The sequence below is a fragment of the Paeniglutamicibacter gangotriensis Lz1y genome (assembly GCF_000348945.1).
In the GTDB taxonomy this organism is placed as follows: domain Bacteria; phylum Actinomycetota; class Actinomycetes; order Actinomycetales; family Micrococcaceae; genus Paeniglutamicibacter; species Paeniglutamicibacter gangotriensis.
The window spans coordinates 43,123-60,309 of record NZ_AOCK01000010.1; the positions used below are offsets into that span (position 1 = coordinate 43,123).

A 17,187-nucleotide genomic window follows, 5' to 3' on the forward strand; every position below is an offset into this window, starting at 1 on the left:
CGGAGAGAAGAAACTAGCGAGGAGCAAACGATGGCCGATATCGAGACCATCACGATGGAAGCGGAGCTGGTCGACGACGACGCAGCGCTTGACATTGCGAAGGCCGTCAGCGCTCGTCATTCGATCGCTCGCAAATACATCATGAGGATTCGCCGCCGGCATCCGGAGGCCACCCCCGCTGAAGTGATCCAGATGCTCGAGCGTCACTATGGTACGTCGATCACAACCGCCGGTGCCGTCATCACCGCGGGCGTGATTGCGGCGGATGTCGGCATCGCGATGATTCCGGGTGTCGGGGCAGCTGCAGCTGGTGTCAAAAGTGCAGGTCAACAGGCTGCCAAGAAGACCGGCAAAGAAGCTGTGAAGATTGCTGCAAAACAAGCCGCGAAACAAGCCGCGAAGCAAGCTGCAAAGAACATGGCGCTGGGCACCGCGAAGAACGGCGCTCTGCGAGCAGCGGCGCTCCTCCCTGCTGGCGATGAACAACTGCAGTTCGAACTAACCGCCATCTTCGGACTCGCAATAGCAGACATTCACGGAATGGACCTCGACCAAGACCAAGCTCATGCCCTTGTTTATGGGTTGTCGAACGAACGCGTTAGTCAGCAGCAGATCGCGACGATGGCTACGGACCTCTCGAAGGTCTCCTCCGAAGGTGTTGTCGGCGTCGGCAACAGGATCGCAGCTGGCCGCACGGACTGGTCCCATTGGGCGAGCACGCTCGCGGACACGCTCCCTGGAGGAGCAGCACAGAGTTTGGTTCGGACCATGCAAACGGGTCAGCTGGACACCGTGCGCGAGAACTTGAGCGGAAAGCAGCAGGCAACGATCGAATATGGAGTTGGGGCCTTGGCTGGAGGGGTCACACGCTTCGTGTTCGGTCGAGACGTCATCGTCGCAGCCAGAGCCGCGTTTGCTGATGCCCCAAGCGAGTTCCCCGCATATTTGGCGGTCACTGCCAAAGCGAAGCCTGACACCCATGACGGAGAGGACGAATCGAACCGGGCTCTCGCTGCATTGGAAGACGCAGCGAAGGTGACAGGAAACTGGATCTCCGATACTGCCAGCACCGTTGGTGGCGGTGTCGCGACGGGGGCTGTCGCAGTGGGTACCGGCGTGGCAAGCGCCGCCGGTTCGGTGACGCGCCCGTTTCGGAGTGTGGACATCGACGGGGACGGGATACCGGATGAGCCGCAAGCACTCAGCAAGGTCAAGGGCATCGGCGGCGCCATCGCCGGTACGGCGGGCTCGGTCGGCGGGAACGTCGCAGGGCTGTTCAAGAGGAAGAAGCGCGGCGAACAGTCAGCCGGCGGGACTGATCTCGACACTGAACAACCGGTCGAGAACTAGCCGGTGCATCAGAGGTTATTCAATTGCCTAACGCGGTGGAGGTTAGGTTAAGCACCAATCGTTCTTGGCGGATCTTGTTATAAACCGTTCTCGTGATCAGATCGTTCGGAAACAGGAACACCGAGCGGATCTGGCATGCGCAGTACGTCAAACGCATCGACCGAACGGTGCAGCGAACGGCACCGCGGAAGCTCGAGCTGATCCATGCGGCGAAGGATGTGGAGGATCTTCGCATCCCGCCTGGCATCCACGTGGAGCGGTTGGCCGGTGACCGTCGCGGTCGGCACAGCATCCGCGTGAACTTGCAATAGCGTCTTTGTGTCGTCTGGAAATAAGGAAGCGCGGAAGATGTCGAACGCGTTGATTACCCCTGAGACGGACTTGATCGAGCCGATGCACCCGGGGGAGATCCTGAGGGAAGACTTCATTGAGGAGCTCGGGCTCACCCGGAACAAGCTGGCTGTGTCGATCTTCGTGCCCACACGTCGAATCAACGAGATCGTACACGGCAAGCGGGGCATCACCGCCGACACGGCGATCCGTCTCGCACGGTACTTCGGCACCTCGGAAGAATTCTGGATGAACTTGCAGTCCAACTACGAGCTGCGGCTCAAGCTCCGGACCCTGCGCGACAAAGTTGCAGCGATCACGCCGTTGAAAGTTCCCTGACCGAGCATTCCCGTCGTCTGGTTCGGAATGGGCGCGACCTACGAGATCTAGGACCAACGGCTCCGATTTTCAACCACGATGACATCCCGCTGGGGTCACCGACGTACAGATGTCCGCGGGGTGGAGCGCCGCGGGTGAGTCGCTGAGCGAGGCGGCCGTATGCAAACGTGCTCATCATCCCCACTGTGGTGGAGCGAACATGCTCCAGGCGGTGTCCTCATCGGCATTCCGGGTACTGTGGCGGAACTCCAGGACCTGCGGAGGGCGGGTTGCAAAGAGATCCGATGGCCCGCGCTCACTGTGCCGCAGTCGTGCAGGAATGCATGCAGCACCTGACGCGCGTAGGACCGAGACGGAGTTGCCGCCCGGATCATCCGTCACGGTGTGGGGCGGAGCAACGACCGTCGAGCCGATCTCGGACTCAAGATCACTCGAGGCGGAGATGCCCTCAATCATCGTGCCATTCTGCTTCGAGGCGATCAGTCGGCGCAATGCGAGGTCGAGGATGGCGCGATTCGACTTCCCGCCAGTGAGCACCCTGGCTCGCTCACCGTCACTTCAGGTCGAGATCGACACTTGTGATCACCATGTTGGACTCCCTGCCCTATGCAGCTGACCATATGGAAGTTGAAAAGACGCGTCGCTGTTGTAACTGCCCAATGTCTTTGACGGTGTACGGTGCTGCATCCTGCAGGGCAGGACGGTGGCGTTGGGCAATGGACTGGGCTTCGTTCCTACCGGTGGGCCGCGACAACCCCACCGAGCTGCTACCCACCTGCTCGCGGTCCTTCTCCGGAGCACCGAAGCAGCCACCGGCTCCAATTGCGGCCTAGGATGGTTGCCATGACATCTCCCTTCCGCCGCAGTGTCGCCGAGCATCAAGATGCCATCGAGGCGTTGCTCGGTCCCGGCCTGCGAACCCTGAGCAGCGAACCGGTGGCACTGGACGATGCGTTGGGCGGCACCCTAGCCTCGGACCTGGTGGCCCCGCGTGCGCTGCCGCCCTGGGATAACTCCCAAATGGACGGGTACGCCGTGCACTCGGGCGACCTGGGCACGGGCCCGCTGCGGGTCGTTGCCCCCATCGCGGCCGGGCAGACTGCCCCCGCACTGGAACGCGGCACCGCCGCCCCGATCATGACCGGTGCTCCGATGCCCGTCGGCTCCAACACCGTTGTGCCCATCGAAGCAGCTGTACCCGACGCGTTTCCCACCGAGCACCAAATCGCTGCGGGCTTCAAGGTGAAGGTGCCGGGGTCGAGTGCTGAAGGCGCTTATGTACGCACCCTGGGCAGCGACATCGCCGAAGGCGCGGTGGTAGTGAAGGCAGGAACGCGGCTGGGTCCCACAGCCTTGGGCCTTCTGGCGGGGCTCGGCGTCGAGACTGTGGAAGTACTTGCCGCGCCCCGGGTATTGCTGCTCTCCACCGGGGATGAACTCGTGGCACCCGGTGCACAGCTAGGGCCCGGGCAGATCCACGACGCCAACACCACGCTGCTGCGTGAATGCCTGCGCACGGCCGGATGCCAAGTGGACACCGCAGGGGTCCTTGATGACTCGCCCGAGCACTTTTCCCGCTCACTGGCTTCGGCCTTGGCTGCGGGGGAGCAGGAGTACCAGCTGGTGCTCAGCAGCGGGGGGATCTCCCAGGGCGCCTTCGACGTGGTCAAGGAGGTCCTTGCCGATCACGGGATCGACTTCGGATCGGTAGCCATGCAGCCCGGCGGACCCCAGGGTGCCGGCACCCTGGCCTTGCCCGGCACCAGCCCGGTGCCCTTCGTCGCCCTGCCGGGCAACCCGGTTAGCGCCTATGTTTCCTTTGAAATGTTCCTGCGCCCGGTGCTTGCCGCCGTCTTGGGGCTGCCGACACGCATCCAGACCACCGCAACGCTGACCGAATACCTGGATTCCCTGGAAGGCAAGGTGCAGATCCGCCGCGGCACCTTTGCCAACGGCGGCTTCACCCCGCTGGGCGGGGCTTCCTCGCACCTGCTCGCGGCATTGGCCGCAAGCGACGCCTTCCTGCTCATTGACGAGAACACCACTACCCTGCCCGCCGGAAGCGACGTGCAGGTCCTGATCATTGGAGATGGCTCATGAGCCCACACACACCACCGGGAGATGTTCCGGGCAAACTCTCACATGTGCGCGCCGACGGCAGCGCCCACATGGTTGATGTCTCGGCTAAGGCCGAGACCAGCCGCGAAGCCACCGCCGAGGCCTTTGTCCACACCACCACCGAAGTCCTGGCGCTGATCACCAGCTCCGGGATGCCCAAGGGAGACGCGCTCGCCGTGGCCCGGATCGCCGGGATCATGGGGGCCAAAAAGACCTCAGAGCTGATCCCGCTCTGCCACCCGCTGCCGATCTCCAAGGTCACCGTCGACTTCGAGCTGGGTGCCGCGGATCGCGTGCGGATCCTAGCCACCGTGAAGACCCGCGGTGTCACCGGGGTGGAAATGGAGGCGCTGACCGCCGTGTCCACCGCGGCCCTGGCCCTGTATGACATGATCAAGGCCGTCGACAAGCACGCGAGCATCACCGATATGCGGGTGCTGGCCAAGTCGGGAGGCAAGTCCGGTTCCTGGGACATTGCCCCGCAACAACATGAAAACCCCGAAGGAGAAATACGCGCATGAGCGCCTGTGAACCCCGCCCTGCCCCGCGCAAGGCAGCCATCCTGATCTCGTCCACCCGTGCCGCCCTGGGCCTCTACGAGGACGCCAGCGCCCCGGTGATCACCGACTGGCTCCAGGAGCAGGACTTCGACGTGAGCCCCGCGGTCATCGTGCCCGACGGCCCGGCCGTGGGGGCCACGCTGAGCGCGCTGCTGCTGACCAAGCCGAGCGTCATCATCACCTCCGGCGGCACCGGACTGAGCCACGATGACGTGACCCCCGAGCAGACCGAGCCGCTGCTGGACCGGATGATCCCCGGGATCATGGAGGCGCTGCGCGCCGCCGGCCGGGAAAAGACCCCCATGGCGGCGTTGAGCCGCGGACACGCAGGAGTCTCGGGGGAGACCTTCATCGTGAACCTGCCCGGTTCCCCCTCCGGAGTCATGGACGGACTCTCCGTACTCGAACCCCTGCTGAACCACATCTGCGACCAGCTCGAGGGCACCCATGCCCACCACTGATCCCCACCAGATACCCGGCGAGGTGGTGCATGCTGGAATCAGCGACACTCCGATCGACGCCGAAACCGCATGGAACGCCGTGGAATCGGCGCACACCGGCGCGGTGGTGAGCTTCGGCGGGATCGTGCGCAACCACGACGGCGGCCGCGATGTCCTGAAATTGACCTACAGCGCCCACCCCAACGCCCCGACGCGCATCACCGAGCTGGTCACCGAGGTTGCTGCGAGGCACCCGGGAACCCGGCTCTGGGCAGCACACCGGGTGGGGGAGCTACAGATCGGCGACGCCGCACTGATAGCCGCAGCAGCATCGGCCCACCGCGGAGCGGCCTTTGACGCCTGCCGCGACCTGGTGGAGACCGTCAAGGCCCACGTCCCGGTGTGGAAGGAACAGTTCTTCGCCGACGGCGAGGTTGAATGGGTCGGCAGCGCGTAGGACGTGAGGCCTAGTCCACAGTTTCGGACACCACACCATCTGCATGAGGGCGTTGTTCCCTGAGACGCCCGAATCCTAGGCGTCCGGACGTTTTGTCTGGAAGCAGCAACCGGGCCAGCGCGCATTGCGGTGTCCTCGGACGGTAAAAACGATCTCCCAAGATGGTGGCGTTGTGCGGTGCGTCCCGCGCACTAGTACCCTAAGTAGATGACCAATGCACCAGATATTGCCCAGTGGATCCTTGATGCGATCCACAAAGAAAAGAACGTCTACCAAGAAGCCATCGTGCCGCGCATCGCGGAGACCTTTGGCGACGAGTGGGTCTACACCAACGAAAACGGGCACCCGGCCATCAACCGCGACGTCCTGAAGTCCCTGCGCAAGCTGCGCGATGCCTCGGTGGTCTGGAACCGTGAGGAACGTTGCTGGAGCGTCGTCGACGCCAGCTAGCATGAGCCAGAACCAGTGAGAGGCTGCCGGCCGCAGGATCTACCGGCGGCCTTTTTGCTGCCCGTTTGTCCCGGTTTCTTTTTCGAAATAGCCGTTCCGACGTGTCATGATGGAGATATGAGTCTTTTTTCCAGCGTACAAAAATTCTTAGGCCTCGACACCCCCGCCAGGCTTGGCGGTTACCGCTTCAACACGAGGTCAGGAAGCATGCCCGTATGCGAGCGGTGCGGAGCGATGGTGTCCTATGATACCCAGCAGTTGCACAGGGATTGGCACACGCAGGGTCTGCGCTGACAGTGCGCTGCATCGTCTGCGGCACCCAGACGGTACCCGATCTGTTTCTCCGTCCCTAGGGAGAACCTCGCTGCCGTCACTACAAACTGTCGCGCTCACCTCGGCAGTTCGTCATCGTCCCGGGGATGAATGATTGGCACGTTTGCTCTTGAGGATTCTCATCAAAGTGCCCTGAGTGGTCGCTTGACCGCCCTATATGAGAGCACTAAACAGTTGGAAATCTCCCGTATCCGCCGACTTCGGGACCTCGTGCCCTCAAGGTTGTAGGATTGTCTGCATCAAGACAATTTATCGCCAGTGAGGAACGCCAGCATGGCCACATCGAGCCTCGAGCCGCTCAAGCAGGAATCAACACCTGCCATCATCGCGCGTAAAATTCGCACGGCGATCGGCAACGGTGAATTTGGGCCCGGAGCACAGCTGGGCGAAGCCGATCTGGCGGGACGGCTGGGCGTCAGCCGCGGGCCGTTGCGTGAAGCCATGCAACGCCTCACTCAGGAAGGCCTACTGGTCAGCATCCGCAACCGCGGACTGTTTGTCGCGCAGTTCAGCCAGGCGGACATCACCGACATCTATCTCACCCGCACCGCCGTCGAGAGAGGCGCCGCGCTGAAGATCATCGAGGTCGACCACACCAACAAGCCGGCCGGAGCCGAACTGCTCGGAATCGTTGCGCAGATGGAAGCGCTCGGCGGCGAGCCGGAAGCCATTAGCCGGATCGACATCTCCTTCCACGAGGCTATGGTGCGCCTGGCCGACAGCCCGCGGCTCACCCGCGTACACGCCACATTGGTGACCGAAACTAAGATGTGCCTAGCGGCACTGGAACAGGCCGAATACCCGCTGGAGGACCGGGTCGCCGAACACCGGCGCATCGCCCAAGCGATCATCGACGCCGATGTGCCCGAGCTGCACAAAGCCCTTGCCGACCACATGGACAGCGCAATTGCCCAACTGCTGGACCCCCTTGAAGCGGCAGGAAAGATCGACCTCCGCTGATCCCAACCCGCAAGCGACGCCATCTTTCTGGGTCGCTGTGTCGCTGGTCCGCAGGAACCCTAAGAGTCCTCGCCACCTCCCAATAGATCCCGGGCCAACAGCACAAAGATGTGCACTGCAGCCACCAATTCTTGAACTGAGACCGACTCGTTGGGTTGGTGCGCCTGGTCGTTCAGACCCCCGGGTCCAAACACAATGGTGGGTATTCCCAGATCCCGGGCAATGAATCCTCCATCGCAAGACGCAGTCCAACCGGTGACCGGTGAAGAAACTTCCGCGGCCTTGGTCGACCTCAACATGGCGGCCACCAGCGGATGATCGGGATCGGTGCGGAAACCGGGCATTTCCATAGTGGTGCGGGCGGTGACCTCGATGCCGTCGCTGTCGATGCCGGCCGCGGAGATCTCTTCTAACAACTGTTCGCGGATCACCGTGGTGTCCTCGCCGGGCATCAGTCGGCGGTCTACGGACAGCCGGGCGTCGGGCGCCACCATGGAGGTGCTACGTCCGCCGGAGATCAAGCCCACGTTCCAGGTTCCATGCCCCAGCAGCGGATCGGTGCGCATAGCCAGCTTCTCTTGGTCGGCCGTGATCAGATTACAGATCCGCACCGCCGCGTTGATGGCATTGCGCCCGTCGTCGGGACGTCCGGAGTGGGCCGCGCGGCCGGCGACCTCAATTTCCAGGTACGAATCCCCGCGGCAGGCGATGACAGTTTCCAGATCGGTGGGCTCGGCGACCACACAGGCGGCGTATTCGTATTCCAACCCCTCGGCCACCAGATCACGGATCCCTGCACCGTGTTCCTCTTCATCCACCGTGCAGGCCAAGGTGAGTGGCCCTGCCAAGGATTCACCTGAATCGCGCAGCAGACCCATGGCGGTGAGCACCGCCGCCAGCCCGCCCTTCATATCGGTGGACCCGCGACCGTACAAACGGTCGCCTTCCACCCGGGCATCGAAGGGATCATGGTCCCAGCCGTCCCCGGCCGGGACCACATCGGAGTGCCCCAAAAAGAGCAGCCCAGGTGCGGTGCCGCCGGGCAACGTGATGAACACGTTAGGTCGTCCCGGTGCCACCTCCCGGGTACTGACCTCCAAGCCCAGTTTCCGGGCCTGCTTGACCAGCACCTGGATCGTCGCGGCTTCGGTGCCGCCGGGATTCTCCCCGCCAGCGTCCACCAGCTTGATGGTCAACGCCGTCAACGCGTCCACATCAATTTTCATCAGGTGATCTGCTGAATTTTGGGTCTCCACCTCAGGAACGCGCCTTGGCGTTCGTCTCGGCCAAGGCCATGTCCAACGCCTTGGCCAGGCGCTGGACCCCGATATCGGTGCGTTCTTCCCCGGTGGAAGCGAAACAGAGGCGGAAGGCATCGGAGAACCGGCCGCCGGCCGACAACGCCGGGCCCGGAATGAATGCCACACCCTCGGCCAACGCGATCTCGAACAACCGCTGACTATCGACCCGGGCATCTTCTCCGATCAGCGTGACCCACAGGAAGAACCCGCCATCGGGGTGCGTGGTGGTAATCCTGCCGGCCAGATGCTTTTCGAGGCTGGCTGCCATCGCGTCGCGGCGGGAGCGGTACTCGATGCGCAACTTTGCCAGGTGCTCGTCAAGGATTCCTTGGCGCAGGAATTCGGTCACCACGTGTTGGGCCGGGACGTTGGTGCAGGTGTCCATGGCTTGTTTGGCGTTGATGATCAGGTAGCGCAGTGACGGGTCGGCGTCGATCCAGCCCACGCGCAGCCCGGGGGCAAGGATCTTGGAGAACGTGCGCACACTAAACACCAGTGGGTCGTTGTTGCTCAGCTGTCGGAAGCCGGGCAGATCCTCTCCGGCGAAGCGCAGCAGCCCGTACGGGTCATCATCAATGATCACCGCTCCCCAGCGGCGGGCCAACTCGATGATGCGTATCCGGCGTTGCACCGAGAGTGTGGTGCCGGAGGGGTTCTGGAAATTGGGGATGGTGTAGATCGCTTTGGGGGTGCGGCCGGTCGCAGCCACCAACTCCTCGAGAGCCTCGACGTCCATGCCGTCCTCATCCATCGGGACCTCGAGCAGCTCGGCACCGTAGCTCAGGGCCGTGGCCGAACCGTTGGTGTAGGTGGGAGATTCCACGACCACCAGGTCACCCGGATCCACAAACAGCTTGCAGGCAATATCCAGGCCCTGCATCCCGCCGGAAGTGATGCTGATCCGCTCGGCGCTGCTGGGCTCTGCGGTCGTGGCCAGGTAGTCCAGCAGTGCGGAGATCAGTCGTGGCTCACCCTCCGAGGCCCCGTAGGTGTAGGAGGAAGCATCCAGCACGCTGCCGGCGATCTGGTTGAAGAGGTTCACTGGGACAAACTCGGCCGCCGGGGCACCCATCGCGAAGCGGACCACATCGTGTTTCTGTGCCGCTAACAACGAGGTGCTCGAGTCGATCACGGAGCCCACCAGGTTGCTGGTACGGCCGGCCAGCGGAAGGTTCAGGGTGCTCATGGTGTCTCCTCCTGGGTGGGATTGGTGGTGGTAGGTATCACGGGAGCCACGGGTGGCCCGGCGGGGTCCCTATCGGCGCGCTCCGCGTTGCGCGGAACGATCCGTAAGGACCCGGTCATGGTGTCCTCATCGGGGTTGGTGAAGCCGAAGCGTTCGGTGGCGGGGCGGCGCGGCTCGGTGACAGGTTGCGGGAGTGCATCCAGTCCGGGTCCGCCGGGCACGGCACGCTCCCCGGGGTTGCCCAGCAGCGTGATGGATTCGGATGCTGCGGCACCGGCCTTTCCTGCGGGCACCAGCCCGCGGGGGAAGGCGGTGAAGGTCTCCACCCCGGTGTCGGTGACCCGGATCGCTTCCGAGACTTCGTAGCCGTAGCCTTCCATCCACATGCCGCACATCAGGTGGAAGGTCATGTTCTCCTGCAGGATCGTGGTGTCCTCACTGCGCAGGGAGATGGTGCGCTCGCCCCAGTCCGGTGGGTATCCCACCCCGATCGAATAGCCGATCCGTGAGGCCTTCTCATATCCGTATTCAAATAAGGTCCGGTTGAAGACCTGAGAGAGCTCTTGTACGGGAATCCCCGGTGCCACCGTCTCCAGGACCGCTGCCAGCGCGTGGTCGGTGGCCCCGGCCAGGTGGGTCAGCTGCGGGGTGGGTTTGCCGGGCATGAAGGTCCGCGCCATCGGCACATGGTAGCGGTGGTAGGCCCCGGCCAATTCCACGATCATCGCCTCATTGGGTTGCAGGCGCTTGTCGTTCCACGTCAAGTGCGGGGTGTCAGCGGACTCGCCGGTGGGCAGCATCGGGACGATCGCCGGGTAGTCTCCGCCAGCCTCCGCGGTACCCAGGATTTGCGCCTGGCTGATGGCCGCGGCAACGTCGCATTGGCGGGCACCGACCTCGATGGCGTCCTGGGCCGCGTGCATGGCCAGGTTGGTGAACACCGCGGCCTGGTGCATCAGCTGGATCTCCGTCGGAGACTTGATGGCGCGGACCCAGTTGACCAGCTCGAAGCAGTCCACCAGAGTCCACTCGGGCAGCGCGTTGACTAGAGACCGGTAGCCCTTGGGGGAGAAAAAGTGTGCATCCATTTCCAGGCCCACACAACCCTTGGCAGCCGGGGCAATCAGGTAGCGGGCGCGCAAGGCGTAGGCCACCCAGTCGAAGGGGTGCAAGTGTGGGCGGTGCACATAGCGTTCGGGGTAGCCGACAATGCTCTCGGGTGGCAGCCAGGTGGTGCGGAAGGCACCGTTGGCGTCCATCTCCCGGGTGAACAGGATCATCTCACCTTCCAGCGGGACAAAAACCAGCTGCGGGGTGTAGTAGGACCAGGCGTTGTAGCCGGTCAGATAGTAGATATTTGCCGGATCGGTGACGATCAGTGCGCTCAGTCCCTGCTCGGTCATGCGTACCCGTGCCGCTCCCAAGCGCGCGGCATACTCCTCGGTGGTGAAGAGCATTGGTGCAACGCCCACTTGTTCCATTCAGACTCCTTAAAAATCCTTCGTAGATTGTTGACAATCATATGTTGTGACGCAGAGCACTGACAAGGGTGCGACCCTTGGGCTCAGCGCCTTGGCATGGACATGTATTTGGTTTCAAGGAATTCCTCGATGCCCGTGGTGCCGCCCTCGCGACCCAGCCCCGAGGCCTTGACCCCACCAAACGGAGCGGCGGGATTCGACACGATCCCGGTATTCAGCCCCACCATGCCCACCTGCAGTGCCTCACCCACACGGAAGGCGCGGTCCAAATCCTGAGTGAACAGGTAACCGGCCAACCCCCACGGGGTGTCATTGGCCAGGGCCACCACTTCATCCTCGGTCTCGAAGGACACCACTGCGGCCACCGGACCGAAGATCTCCTGATGCATCATCTGAGCATCCGGGCTGACCCCTGCCAGTACCGTCGGAGCGTAGAAGTAGCCGGCGCCTTCGGGTCGGTTGCCGCCGCAGAGCACCCGCGCGCCCTTGGCCACCGCGTCGGCCACCAGCGACTCGACCTTGTCCAAGGCCTTGGGCTCCACCAAGGGTCCGACGTCGGTACCGTCGGCAGCACCATCACCAACGACCAGTGCGCCCAGGCGCTGCGCCAGCTTGTCCGAGAATTCCTCGGCCAGTGAGGAATGCACGAAGATGCGGTTGGCCGCTGTACAGGCCTCACCCATATTGCGCATCTTCGCGGCCACTGCGCCGTCCACGGCGACCTCCAGGTCGGCATCCCCGAAGACGATCAACGGGGCGTTGCCACCGAGCTCCATGGAGGTGCGCATGACATGCTGTGCCGCCTGCTCGAGCAGGTTCACGCCCACCGCGGTGGAACCGGTGAAGCTGAGCTTGCGGGCAATGCCTGAACCCAACCAAGCACCGACCACCGCCCCGGGGTCCTTGGTAGTGACCACGTTCAGCACACCGTCCGGTAGCCCGGCCTCGATCAGGATGTCGACCAGCGCGAGCGAGGACAGCGGGGTGAGGCTGGCCGGTTTGAGCACCATGGTGCAGCCGGCGGCGATCGCCGGGCCGATCTTCCGGGTACCCATCGCCAGTGGGAAGTTCCATGGGGTAATCAGCACGCACGGGCCCACCGGTTCCTTGCTGACCAAGATTCGGTTGGCGCCGTCCCCGGTGGTGGTCTGGTTCCCGCCGATGCGTACCGCCTCCTCGGAGAACCAGCGGAAGAATTCTGCCGCGTAGGCGACCTCGCCGCGGGCCTCGGCCAGTGGCTTGCCCATCTCCGTGGTCATCAGCAGCGCCAGCTGATCCTGCCTGGCCATGATCAGCTCATAGGCCCGGCGCAGGATCTCGGAGCGGAAACGCGGGGCGCTCTTGGCCCACTGGGCCTGGGCGGCCCCGGCTGCCTCGATGGCGCGGCGCGCATCGGCAGCGTTGCCGTTGGCGACAGTGGTGATGACTTCCTCGGTGGCCGGGTTCACGATCTCGAAGCGCTCGCCGGAGGCTGATTCGCTCCACTGGCCGTTGAGGTGCAGTCCGGTGTGCAGCGACTCGAGCACGTTCCGGGATGCATCGGTGGAGAGAGTGGATATTCCCTGGGTGTTCATGGTTGCTCCTTCGAGTCGGTGGACGAGGTGTCTGGGTGTTGGGGTGAGTGAGGTGTTGTCCGGTTCCCGGGGTCCAGTAGTTGGGCCAGGTGCAGCGCGGGTCTGTCCGGGGTCAGTTGTTTGATGGCCATGGTGCAGGAGAAGCCATCGCTGAGCACCGGTGCCGGGCCAGGGTTGGCGCGCAGTGCCGGGGCCAGGGCCTGGTCGGCGACGCGCATGCTGGTCTCGTAGTGCTGGGCTTCGAACCCGAAGTTGCCCGCGACCCCACAACAGCCGGTGGCCTCCACGACGTTGCCGACGCCCAGAGAAGCCAAGGCCGCCGATTGGATCTTGGCACCGAAGACCGAATATTCGTGGCAGTGGGTCTGCAGCACCACGGAATCCGGCAGTGGGGTTGCAGGGTTTGGTGTCCAGCTCTCGGCGGCCAGCCCCGACAGGTGTCCGGCGAAGCTGCGGATCCGCGAGGACACCCGTCGGGCGGCCTCGGTGTGGATCAGTTCGGGTAGATCCTTGGACAGCGCCGCGGCGCAGCTGGGCTCCACCACCACAATGGGGACATCGGATCCGTCATCTAGCACCCGCACCGCACCTTCCAGCAGCCGCTTGGCGATGGAAAGCTGCCCGGTGGAGATGTAGGTCAGCCCGCAGCAGGCATCGGCGGCGCAGCTTACCGGTGCACCGGTGTCGGCCAGCACCCGGGCCGCAGCCCCGGCGACCTCGGGCCTGAAACCGCGGGTGAAGGTATCAACAAAGAGCACCACCGGTTTGCCGTTGGTATCTGAGGTCGTGCCCAGGGCCGCATCGACCTCGCGGCGCCAGGCGGCACCGGAGGCGAAGCGCGGTAATGAGCGTTGGGTGCTGAGCCCGCCGGCGGCGGAGATGAGCTTGCCCAGCGGGGAGCCGAGCACCGCGTTGACCAATGGGGCGATGTACGCGGTGAGCTTGAGCCAGCGCGGCAGCCAACCCAACGAATAATGCGAGCGTGGGCGCAACCGGTGCCGGTAGTGATGGGAGAGGAACTCTGACTTGTAGGTGGCCATGTCCACCCCGGTGGGGCAGTCACTGGCGCAGGCCTTGCACGACAGACAGAGATCCAAGGCTTCCTTGGCGTCCATTGATTTCCAGCCATCCTTGACGCTGAGCGCACCGCGGACCATTTCCTGGAGCACGCGGGCCCGCCCGCGGGTGGAATCCTTCTCATCCCCGGTGGCACGGAAGCTGGGGCACATGACCCCGCCGCTGTCCGAGCGGCAGCGGCCCACGCCGATGCAGCCCTGGACCGCGTGAACAAACGGATCAATCCCGTGCCCGGGGTCGGCCTTGGGTTGCAAGTCGAAACTGGTGCGCCATTGACGCGCCGGGACCCCGGCCAACAGCAGCTGGGTGTCGAAGGCATCTGGCTTGGTCAGCACCCCGGGGTTCAGCACCGCCGCCGGGTCCCAGATGGCGCGGAAGGATTCGAAGGCGCCCAGCATGGCGGGGGAGTACATCAGGGGCAGGAATTCGGAGCGGGCCCGCCCGTCCCCGTGTTCTCCGGAAAGTGAGCCGTCGTGGGCCACCACCAGGGCCGCCGCGGCGGCGGTGAAGTCGCGGAAGACCTTCCGTCCCTCGGCGCTGCGCAGGTCGTAGGTAATGCGCACGTGCATGCAGCCGGCGCCGAAGTGCCCGTACATCACTCCATGCAGCCCGTGCAGGGCCAGCAGCTCACGGAACTCGGCCAGGTAGTCTGCCAAGCGTTCCGGGGCCACAGCGGAATCTTCCCAACCGGGCCAGGATTCCCCTCCGGTGTGCAGTCGGGCCGAAAGCCCAGCACCGTCCTCGCGGACCCGCCAGAGCGAGGCCCGCTCGGTTGGGTCGGGGACCGTGCGCCCGTCGATCATGCGCCCGGAACCGCGCAGGGCCGCCAGTAATTGCTCGGCCCGGTGCTGCAGGTCGGTGGGATCGTCCCCGTCCAGGTCGATGTACAGCCAGGCCTGGCCCTCGGGCAGACCCATGACCGAGTCCTCGCCGCGACGTGCCCGCATGGTGGCCACGATCGACTCGTCAATGCCTTCAACGGCGGCCGGGGAGAATTCCAGGATGGCCTCGATGTCTTCGGCGGCCTGCACCACATCCGGGTAGCCGACACAGAGCAGCAGCGCGCTGGCCGGTTTAGGCACCAGGGACATACGTGCGCGCACCACCACGGCGCAGGTCCCCTCGGTGCCGACCAACACCCGGGCAATGTTGAAGCCCTTCTCCGGTAACAGGTGTTCGAGCTGGTAGCCGGAGACCTGACGTTGGATCCGGCCCAGTTCGGTGCGGAAGATGCCCAGGTTCGCCTGGGCGAGGGCGGCCAGATCAGCGCTGAGCTGCTCGGCGCGGTGCACTGCGGCGTCATCATCGGGGTCGGTGGCGTGGATCCCGGTGGCCGTGGCGGTCAGCCTGGCCCCGTCGGAGGTGATCACGTCGAGTTCGATCACGTGTGCACCGGTGCGACCATAGCGCACCGAATGATTCCCGCAGGCGTCGTTGCCGATGGACCCACCAATGGTGGCCCGGGTCTTGGACGACGGGTCGGGGGCGAAGGATAGTTTTCCTGCAGTGCGGGCCTCGACCTCGGCGGTGAGGTTGGCCAGCACCATGCCCGGCTGCACGTCCACCCAGCCGGCTTGGGCATCGAGGCCCAGCAGCGCGTGCATGTGCCGGGAGAAGTCCAGGATCAGTCCGGGTCCCACGGCGTTGCCCGCCATCGAGGTCCCGCCGCCACGAAAGGTCAGTGCCGTATCCGTGGCGCGGCAGGCCTTGATGGCCGTGGCAACCTGCGCGGCATCGTGCGGGAAGATCACGCCCAGGGGTTGCACCCGGTAGTTGGAGGCGTCAAAGGAATATTCGGCCAGCCGGCGCGCGGAGGTGTCGACCTCGAGCAATTCCGCGCGCAACAGCTCGGTGACGCTGCCGGCCGTGACCGGTATCCGGGTCTGGGTCATGGACGAGAGCCCCGCCCAGCCGGAACCTTGGAAGAGAGCGCAGCCAACGCGGCTTCGAAGCGCTGCAGGCCCATGTCGATCTCCTGGGTACTGACCGTCAGGGCGGGGATCAGACGGACCACGTTGCCGTTGGGTCCGCAGGTCAACGTCAGCAGACCGTGCTTGGTCGTTTCCTGTTGCAGTGCCGAGGCCGTGGCAGCATCGGGTGTTCCCTCGGCCGTGGTGAATTCGATGCCTTGCATCAGCCCCCAGCCGCGCACATCCCCGATGGCGAGGAAGCGGGTAGCGATGTCCTTGAGGCCTGCCTGCAGCTGGTCGCCGCGGATCCGGGCATTTTCCACCAGGTTCTCCTCATCGATCACCTGAAGAGTTGCCACGGCTGCTGCGGCGGCGACGGCGTTGCCACCGTAGGTCCCGCCCTGCGATCCCGGCCAGCCCTTGGACATCAGCGCGGTGGAGGAAGCCATTGCAGAGATGGGGAAGCCGGAGGCTATTCCCTTGGCGGTGAGCAGGATGTCCGGGACGGCGGCCGAATGCTGGTGACCCCAGAAGCGCCCGGTCCTCCCCACGCCGGCCTGCACCTCATCGAGGATCAGCATGATCCCGTGCGTGGTGGCGCGTTCGCGTAGGCCCTCGAGGAACGCCGGAGGGGTGGGCAGGTAGCCTCCGTCACCCAAGGCAGGTTCGATCAGGAACGCTGCTGTCTCATTCGGGGCGGTGCGGGTGAGCAGCAGGTAGTCCAATTCCTTCAGCGCGAATTTCACCGCGGTGTCTTCATCCCAGCCGTAGCGGTACGCATAGGGAAACACCGACATGTGCACCCCGGCCATCAGTGGGGCGAATCCGGCGGAGAACTTGGTGCCGGCGGTGGTCATCGAGGCCGCCGCGACGGTGCGTCCGTGGAACCCACCCTGGAACACCACGATATTGGGCCGGCCGGTGGCCATGCGGGCGAGCCGCATCCCGGCTTCCACCGCTTCTGAGCCGGTGCTGGCATAGAACACCGAGTCCATGGACGCCGGCAGCTTCTCGCCAAGTTTCTCGGTGAGTTCGAGCAGCGGCGGGTGCATCACGGTGGTGTATTGGGCGTGGATGATTTTGCCGCATTGTTCGCGGGCGGCGGCGACCACCTTGGGGTGGCAGTGTCCGGTGCTGGTGACCCCGATGCCCGTGGTGAAGTCCAGGTATTCGGTGCCGTCCGTTGCGTGGATCCAGGATCCGAGGGCGTGGTCGACCACTACGGGGGTCGCTTGCTTGAGAAGGGGGCTCATGGTCGTCATGTCTTCATCGTGGGGCCCCCTTTGGTAGATTGTCAACAATTCCTTTTGCCGATAGCGTG

15 protein-coding genes are annotated in these 17,187 nt (G+C 64.4%); 9 read left to right on the forward strand and 6 right to left on the reverse strand.

Annotated features, from left to right (window positions below; genetic code table 11):
* The first annotated feature begins 30 nt into the window (after window positions 1-30).
* The 9 genes from ADIAG_RS15340 (at window position 31) to ADIAG_RS15385 (ending at window position 7,337) form a co-directional block, all read left to right on the forward strand.
* On the forward strand, window positions 31-1,350 hold the full coding sequence (locus ADIAG_RS15340) for a hypothetical protein (RefSeq protein ID WP_007272333.1): 1,320 nt from the start codon (window positions 31-33) through the stop codon (window positions 1,348-1,350).
* A 92-nt stretch (window positions 1,351-1,442) separates the two neighbouring features.
* Window positions 1,443-1,661 (forward strand): type II toxin-antitoxin system RelE/ParE family toxin, encoded by a 219-nt coding sequence (locus ADIAG_RS15345; protein WP_083874189.1) that lies wholly within the window; start codon window positions 1,443-1,445, stop codon window positions 1,659-1,661.
* 37 nt (window positions 1,662-1,698) lie between these two features.
* Entirely contained in the window at window positions 1,699-2,019 is a 321-nt protein-coding gene (locus tag ADIAG_RS15350) for a HigA family addiction module antitoxin (RefSeq protein WP_007272334.1), read from the forward strand.
* 843 nt (window positions 2,020-2,862) lie between these two features.
* Window positions 2,863-4,119, forward strand: a complete 1,257-nt coding sequence (locus ADIAG_RS15360) for a molybdopterin molybdotransferase MoeA (protein WP_007272336.1) — start codon at window positions 2,863-2,865, stop codon at window positions 4,117-4,119.
* On the forward strand, window positions 4,116-4,658 hold the full coding sequence (moaC, locus tag ADIAG_RS15365) for a cyclic pyranopterin monophosphate synthase MoaC (protein ID WP_007272337.1): 543 nt from the start codon (window positions 4,116-4,118) through the stop codon (window positions 4,656-4,658). Before ADIAG_RS15360 ends, moaC begins: the two co-directional genes overlap by 4 nt.
* Window positions 4,655-5,158 (forward strand): MogA/MoaB family molybdenum cofactor biosynthesis protein, encoded by a 504-nt coding sequence (locus tag ADIAG_RS15370; protein ID WP_007272338.1) that lies wholly within the window; start codon window positions 4,655-4,657, stop codon window positions 5,156-5,158. The genes moaC and ADIAG_RS15370 overlap by 4 nt, the downstream gene beginning before the upstream one ends.
* Window positions 5,145-5,594 (forward strand): molybdenum cofactor biosynthesis protein MoaE, encoded by a 450-nt coding sequence (locus tag ADIAG_RS15375; RefSeq protein WP_007272339.1) that lies wholly within the window; start codon window positions 5,145-5,147, stop codon window positions 5,592-5,594. Before ADIAG_RS15370 ends, ADIAG_RS15375 begins: the two co-directional genes overlap by 14 nt.
* Before the next feature lie 207 nt (window positions 5,595-5,801).
* On the forward strand, window positions 5,802-6,044 hold the full coding sequence (locus ADIAG_RS15380) for a DUF6953 family protein (protein WP_007272340.1): 243 nt from the start codon (window positions 5,802-5,804) through the stop codon (window positions 6,042-6,044).
* A gap of 606 nt (window positions 6,045-6,650) precedes the next feature.
* A complete protein-coding gene (locus tag ADIAG_RS15385; RefSeq protein ID WP_007272341.1) occupies window positions 6,651-7,337 on the forward strand; it encodes a GntR family transcriptional regulator in 687 nt (228 codons plus the stop codon).
* 59 nt (window positions 7,338-7,396) lie between these two features.
* Here ADIAG_RS15385 and ADIAG_RS15390 read toward each other — a convergent pair whose 3' ends face one another.
* The 6 genes from ADIAG_RS15390 to ADIAG_RS15415 all read right to left on the reverse strand — a co-directional run bounded on the left by ADIAG_RS15390 (window position 7,397) and on the right by ADIAG_RS15415 (window position 17,128).
* Window positions 7,397-8,563, reverse strand: a complete 1,167-nt coding sequence (locus tag ADIAG_RS15390) for a M20 family metallopeptidase (RefSeq protein WP_007272342.1) — start codon at window positions 8,561-8,563, stop codon at window positions 7,397-7,399.
* A gap of 31 nt (window positions 8,564-8,594) precedes the next feature.
* Entirely contained in the window at window positions 8,595-9,824 is a 1,230-nt protein-coding gene (locus tag ADIAG_RS15395; protein WP_007272343.1) for an aminotransferase-like domain-containing protein, read from the reverse strand.
* The gene (locus tag ADIAG_RS15400) at window positions 9,821-11,305 is read right to left on the reverse strand and encodes a M24 family metallopeptidase (RefSeq protein WP_007272344.1); all 1,485 of its coding nucleotides are present in this window, start codon (window positions 11,303-11,305) and stop codon (window positions 9,821-9,823) included. Before ADIAG_RS15400 ends, ADIAG_RS15395 begins: the two co-directional genes overlap by 4 nt.
* A gap of 83 nt (window positions 11,306-11,388) precedes the next feature.
* Window positions 11,389-12,879: an NAD-dependent succinate-semialdehyde dehydrogenase gene (locus ADIAG_RS15405; RefSeq protein WP_007272345.1), complete on the reverse strand. Its 1,491-nt coding sequence runs from the start codon at window positions 12,877-12,879 to the stop codon at window positions 11,389-11,391.
* On the reverse strand, window positions 12,876-15,848 hold the full coding sequence (locus tag ADIAG_RS15410; RefSeq protein WP_007272346.1) for an FAD-binding and (Fe-S)-binding domain-containing protein: 2,973 nt from the start codon (window positions 15,846-15,848) through the stop codon (window positions 12,876-12,878). Before ADIAG_RS15410 ends, ADIAG_RS15405 begins: the two co-directional genes overlap by 4 nt.
* Window positions 15,845-17,128 (reverse strand): aspartate aminotransferase family protein, encoded by a 1,284-nt coding sequence (locus tag ADIAG_RS15415; RefSeq protein WP_007272347.1) that lies wholly within the window; start codon window positions 17,126-17,128, stop codon window positions 15,845-15,847. The genes ADIAG_RS15410 and ADIAG_RS15415 overlap by 4 nt, the downstream gene beginning before the upstream one ends.
* Window positions 17,129-17,187 lie beyond the last annotated feature (59 nt).

Coding starts and splice junctions, on each gene's coding strand:
- ADIAG_RS15415 (WP_007272347.1), bottom strand. CDS start 17,128: ATGACGACCATGAGCCCCCTTCTCAAGCAAGCGACCCCCGTAGTGGTC.
- ADIAG_RS15340 (WP_007272333.1), top strand. CDS start 31: ATGGCCGATATCGAGACCATCACGATGGAAGCGGAGCTGGTCGACGAC.
- ADIAG_RS15360 (WP_007272336.1), top strand. CDS start 2,863: ATGACATCTCCCTTCCGCCGCAGTGTCGCCGAGCATCAAGATGCCATC.
- ADIAG_RS15370 (WP_007272338.1), top strand. CDS start 4,655: ATGAGCGCCTGTGAACCCCGCCCTGCCCCGCGCAAGGCAGCCATCCTG.
- ADIAG_RS15350 (WP_007272334.1), top strand. CDS start 1,699: ATGTCGAACGCGTTGATTACCCCTGAGACGGACTTGATCGAGCCGATG.
- ADIAG_RS15380 (WP_007272340.1), top strand. CDS start 5,802: ATGACCAATGCACCAGATATTGCCCAGTGGATCCTTGATGCGATCCAC.
- moaC (WP_007272337.1), top strand. CDS start 4,116: ATGAGCCCACACACACCACCGGGAGATGTTCCGGGCAAACTCTCACAT.
- ADIAG_RS15375 (WP_007272339.1), top strand. CDS start 5,145: ATGCCCACCACTGATCCCCACCAGATACCCGGCGAGGTGGTGCATGCT.
- ADIAG_RS15410 (WP_007272346.1), bottom strand. CDS start 15,848: ATGACCCAGACCCGGATACCGGTCACGGCCGGCAGCGTCACCGAGCTG.
- ADIAG_RS15385 (WP_007272341.1), top strand. CDS start 6,651: ATGGCCACATCGAGCCTCGAGCCGCTCAAGCAGGAATCAACACCTGCC.
- ADIAG_RS15395 (WP_007272343.1), bottom strand. CDS start 9,824: ATGAGCACCCTGAACCTTCCGCTGGCCGGCCGTACCAGCAACCTGGTG.
- ADIAG_RS15390 (WP_007272342.1), bottom strand. CDS start 8,563: ATGAAAATTGATGTGGACGCGTTGACGGCGTTGACCATCAAGCTGGTG.
- ADIAG_RS15405 (WP_007272345.1), bottom strand. CDS start 12,879: ATGAACACCCAGGGAATATCCACTCTCTCCACCGATGCATCCCGGAAC.
- ADIAG_RS15400 (WP_007272344.1), bottom strand. CDS start 11,305: ATGGAACAAGTGGGCGTTGCACCAATGCTCTTCACCACCGAGGAGTAT.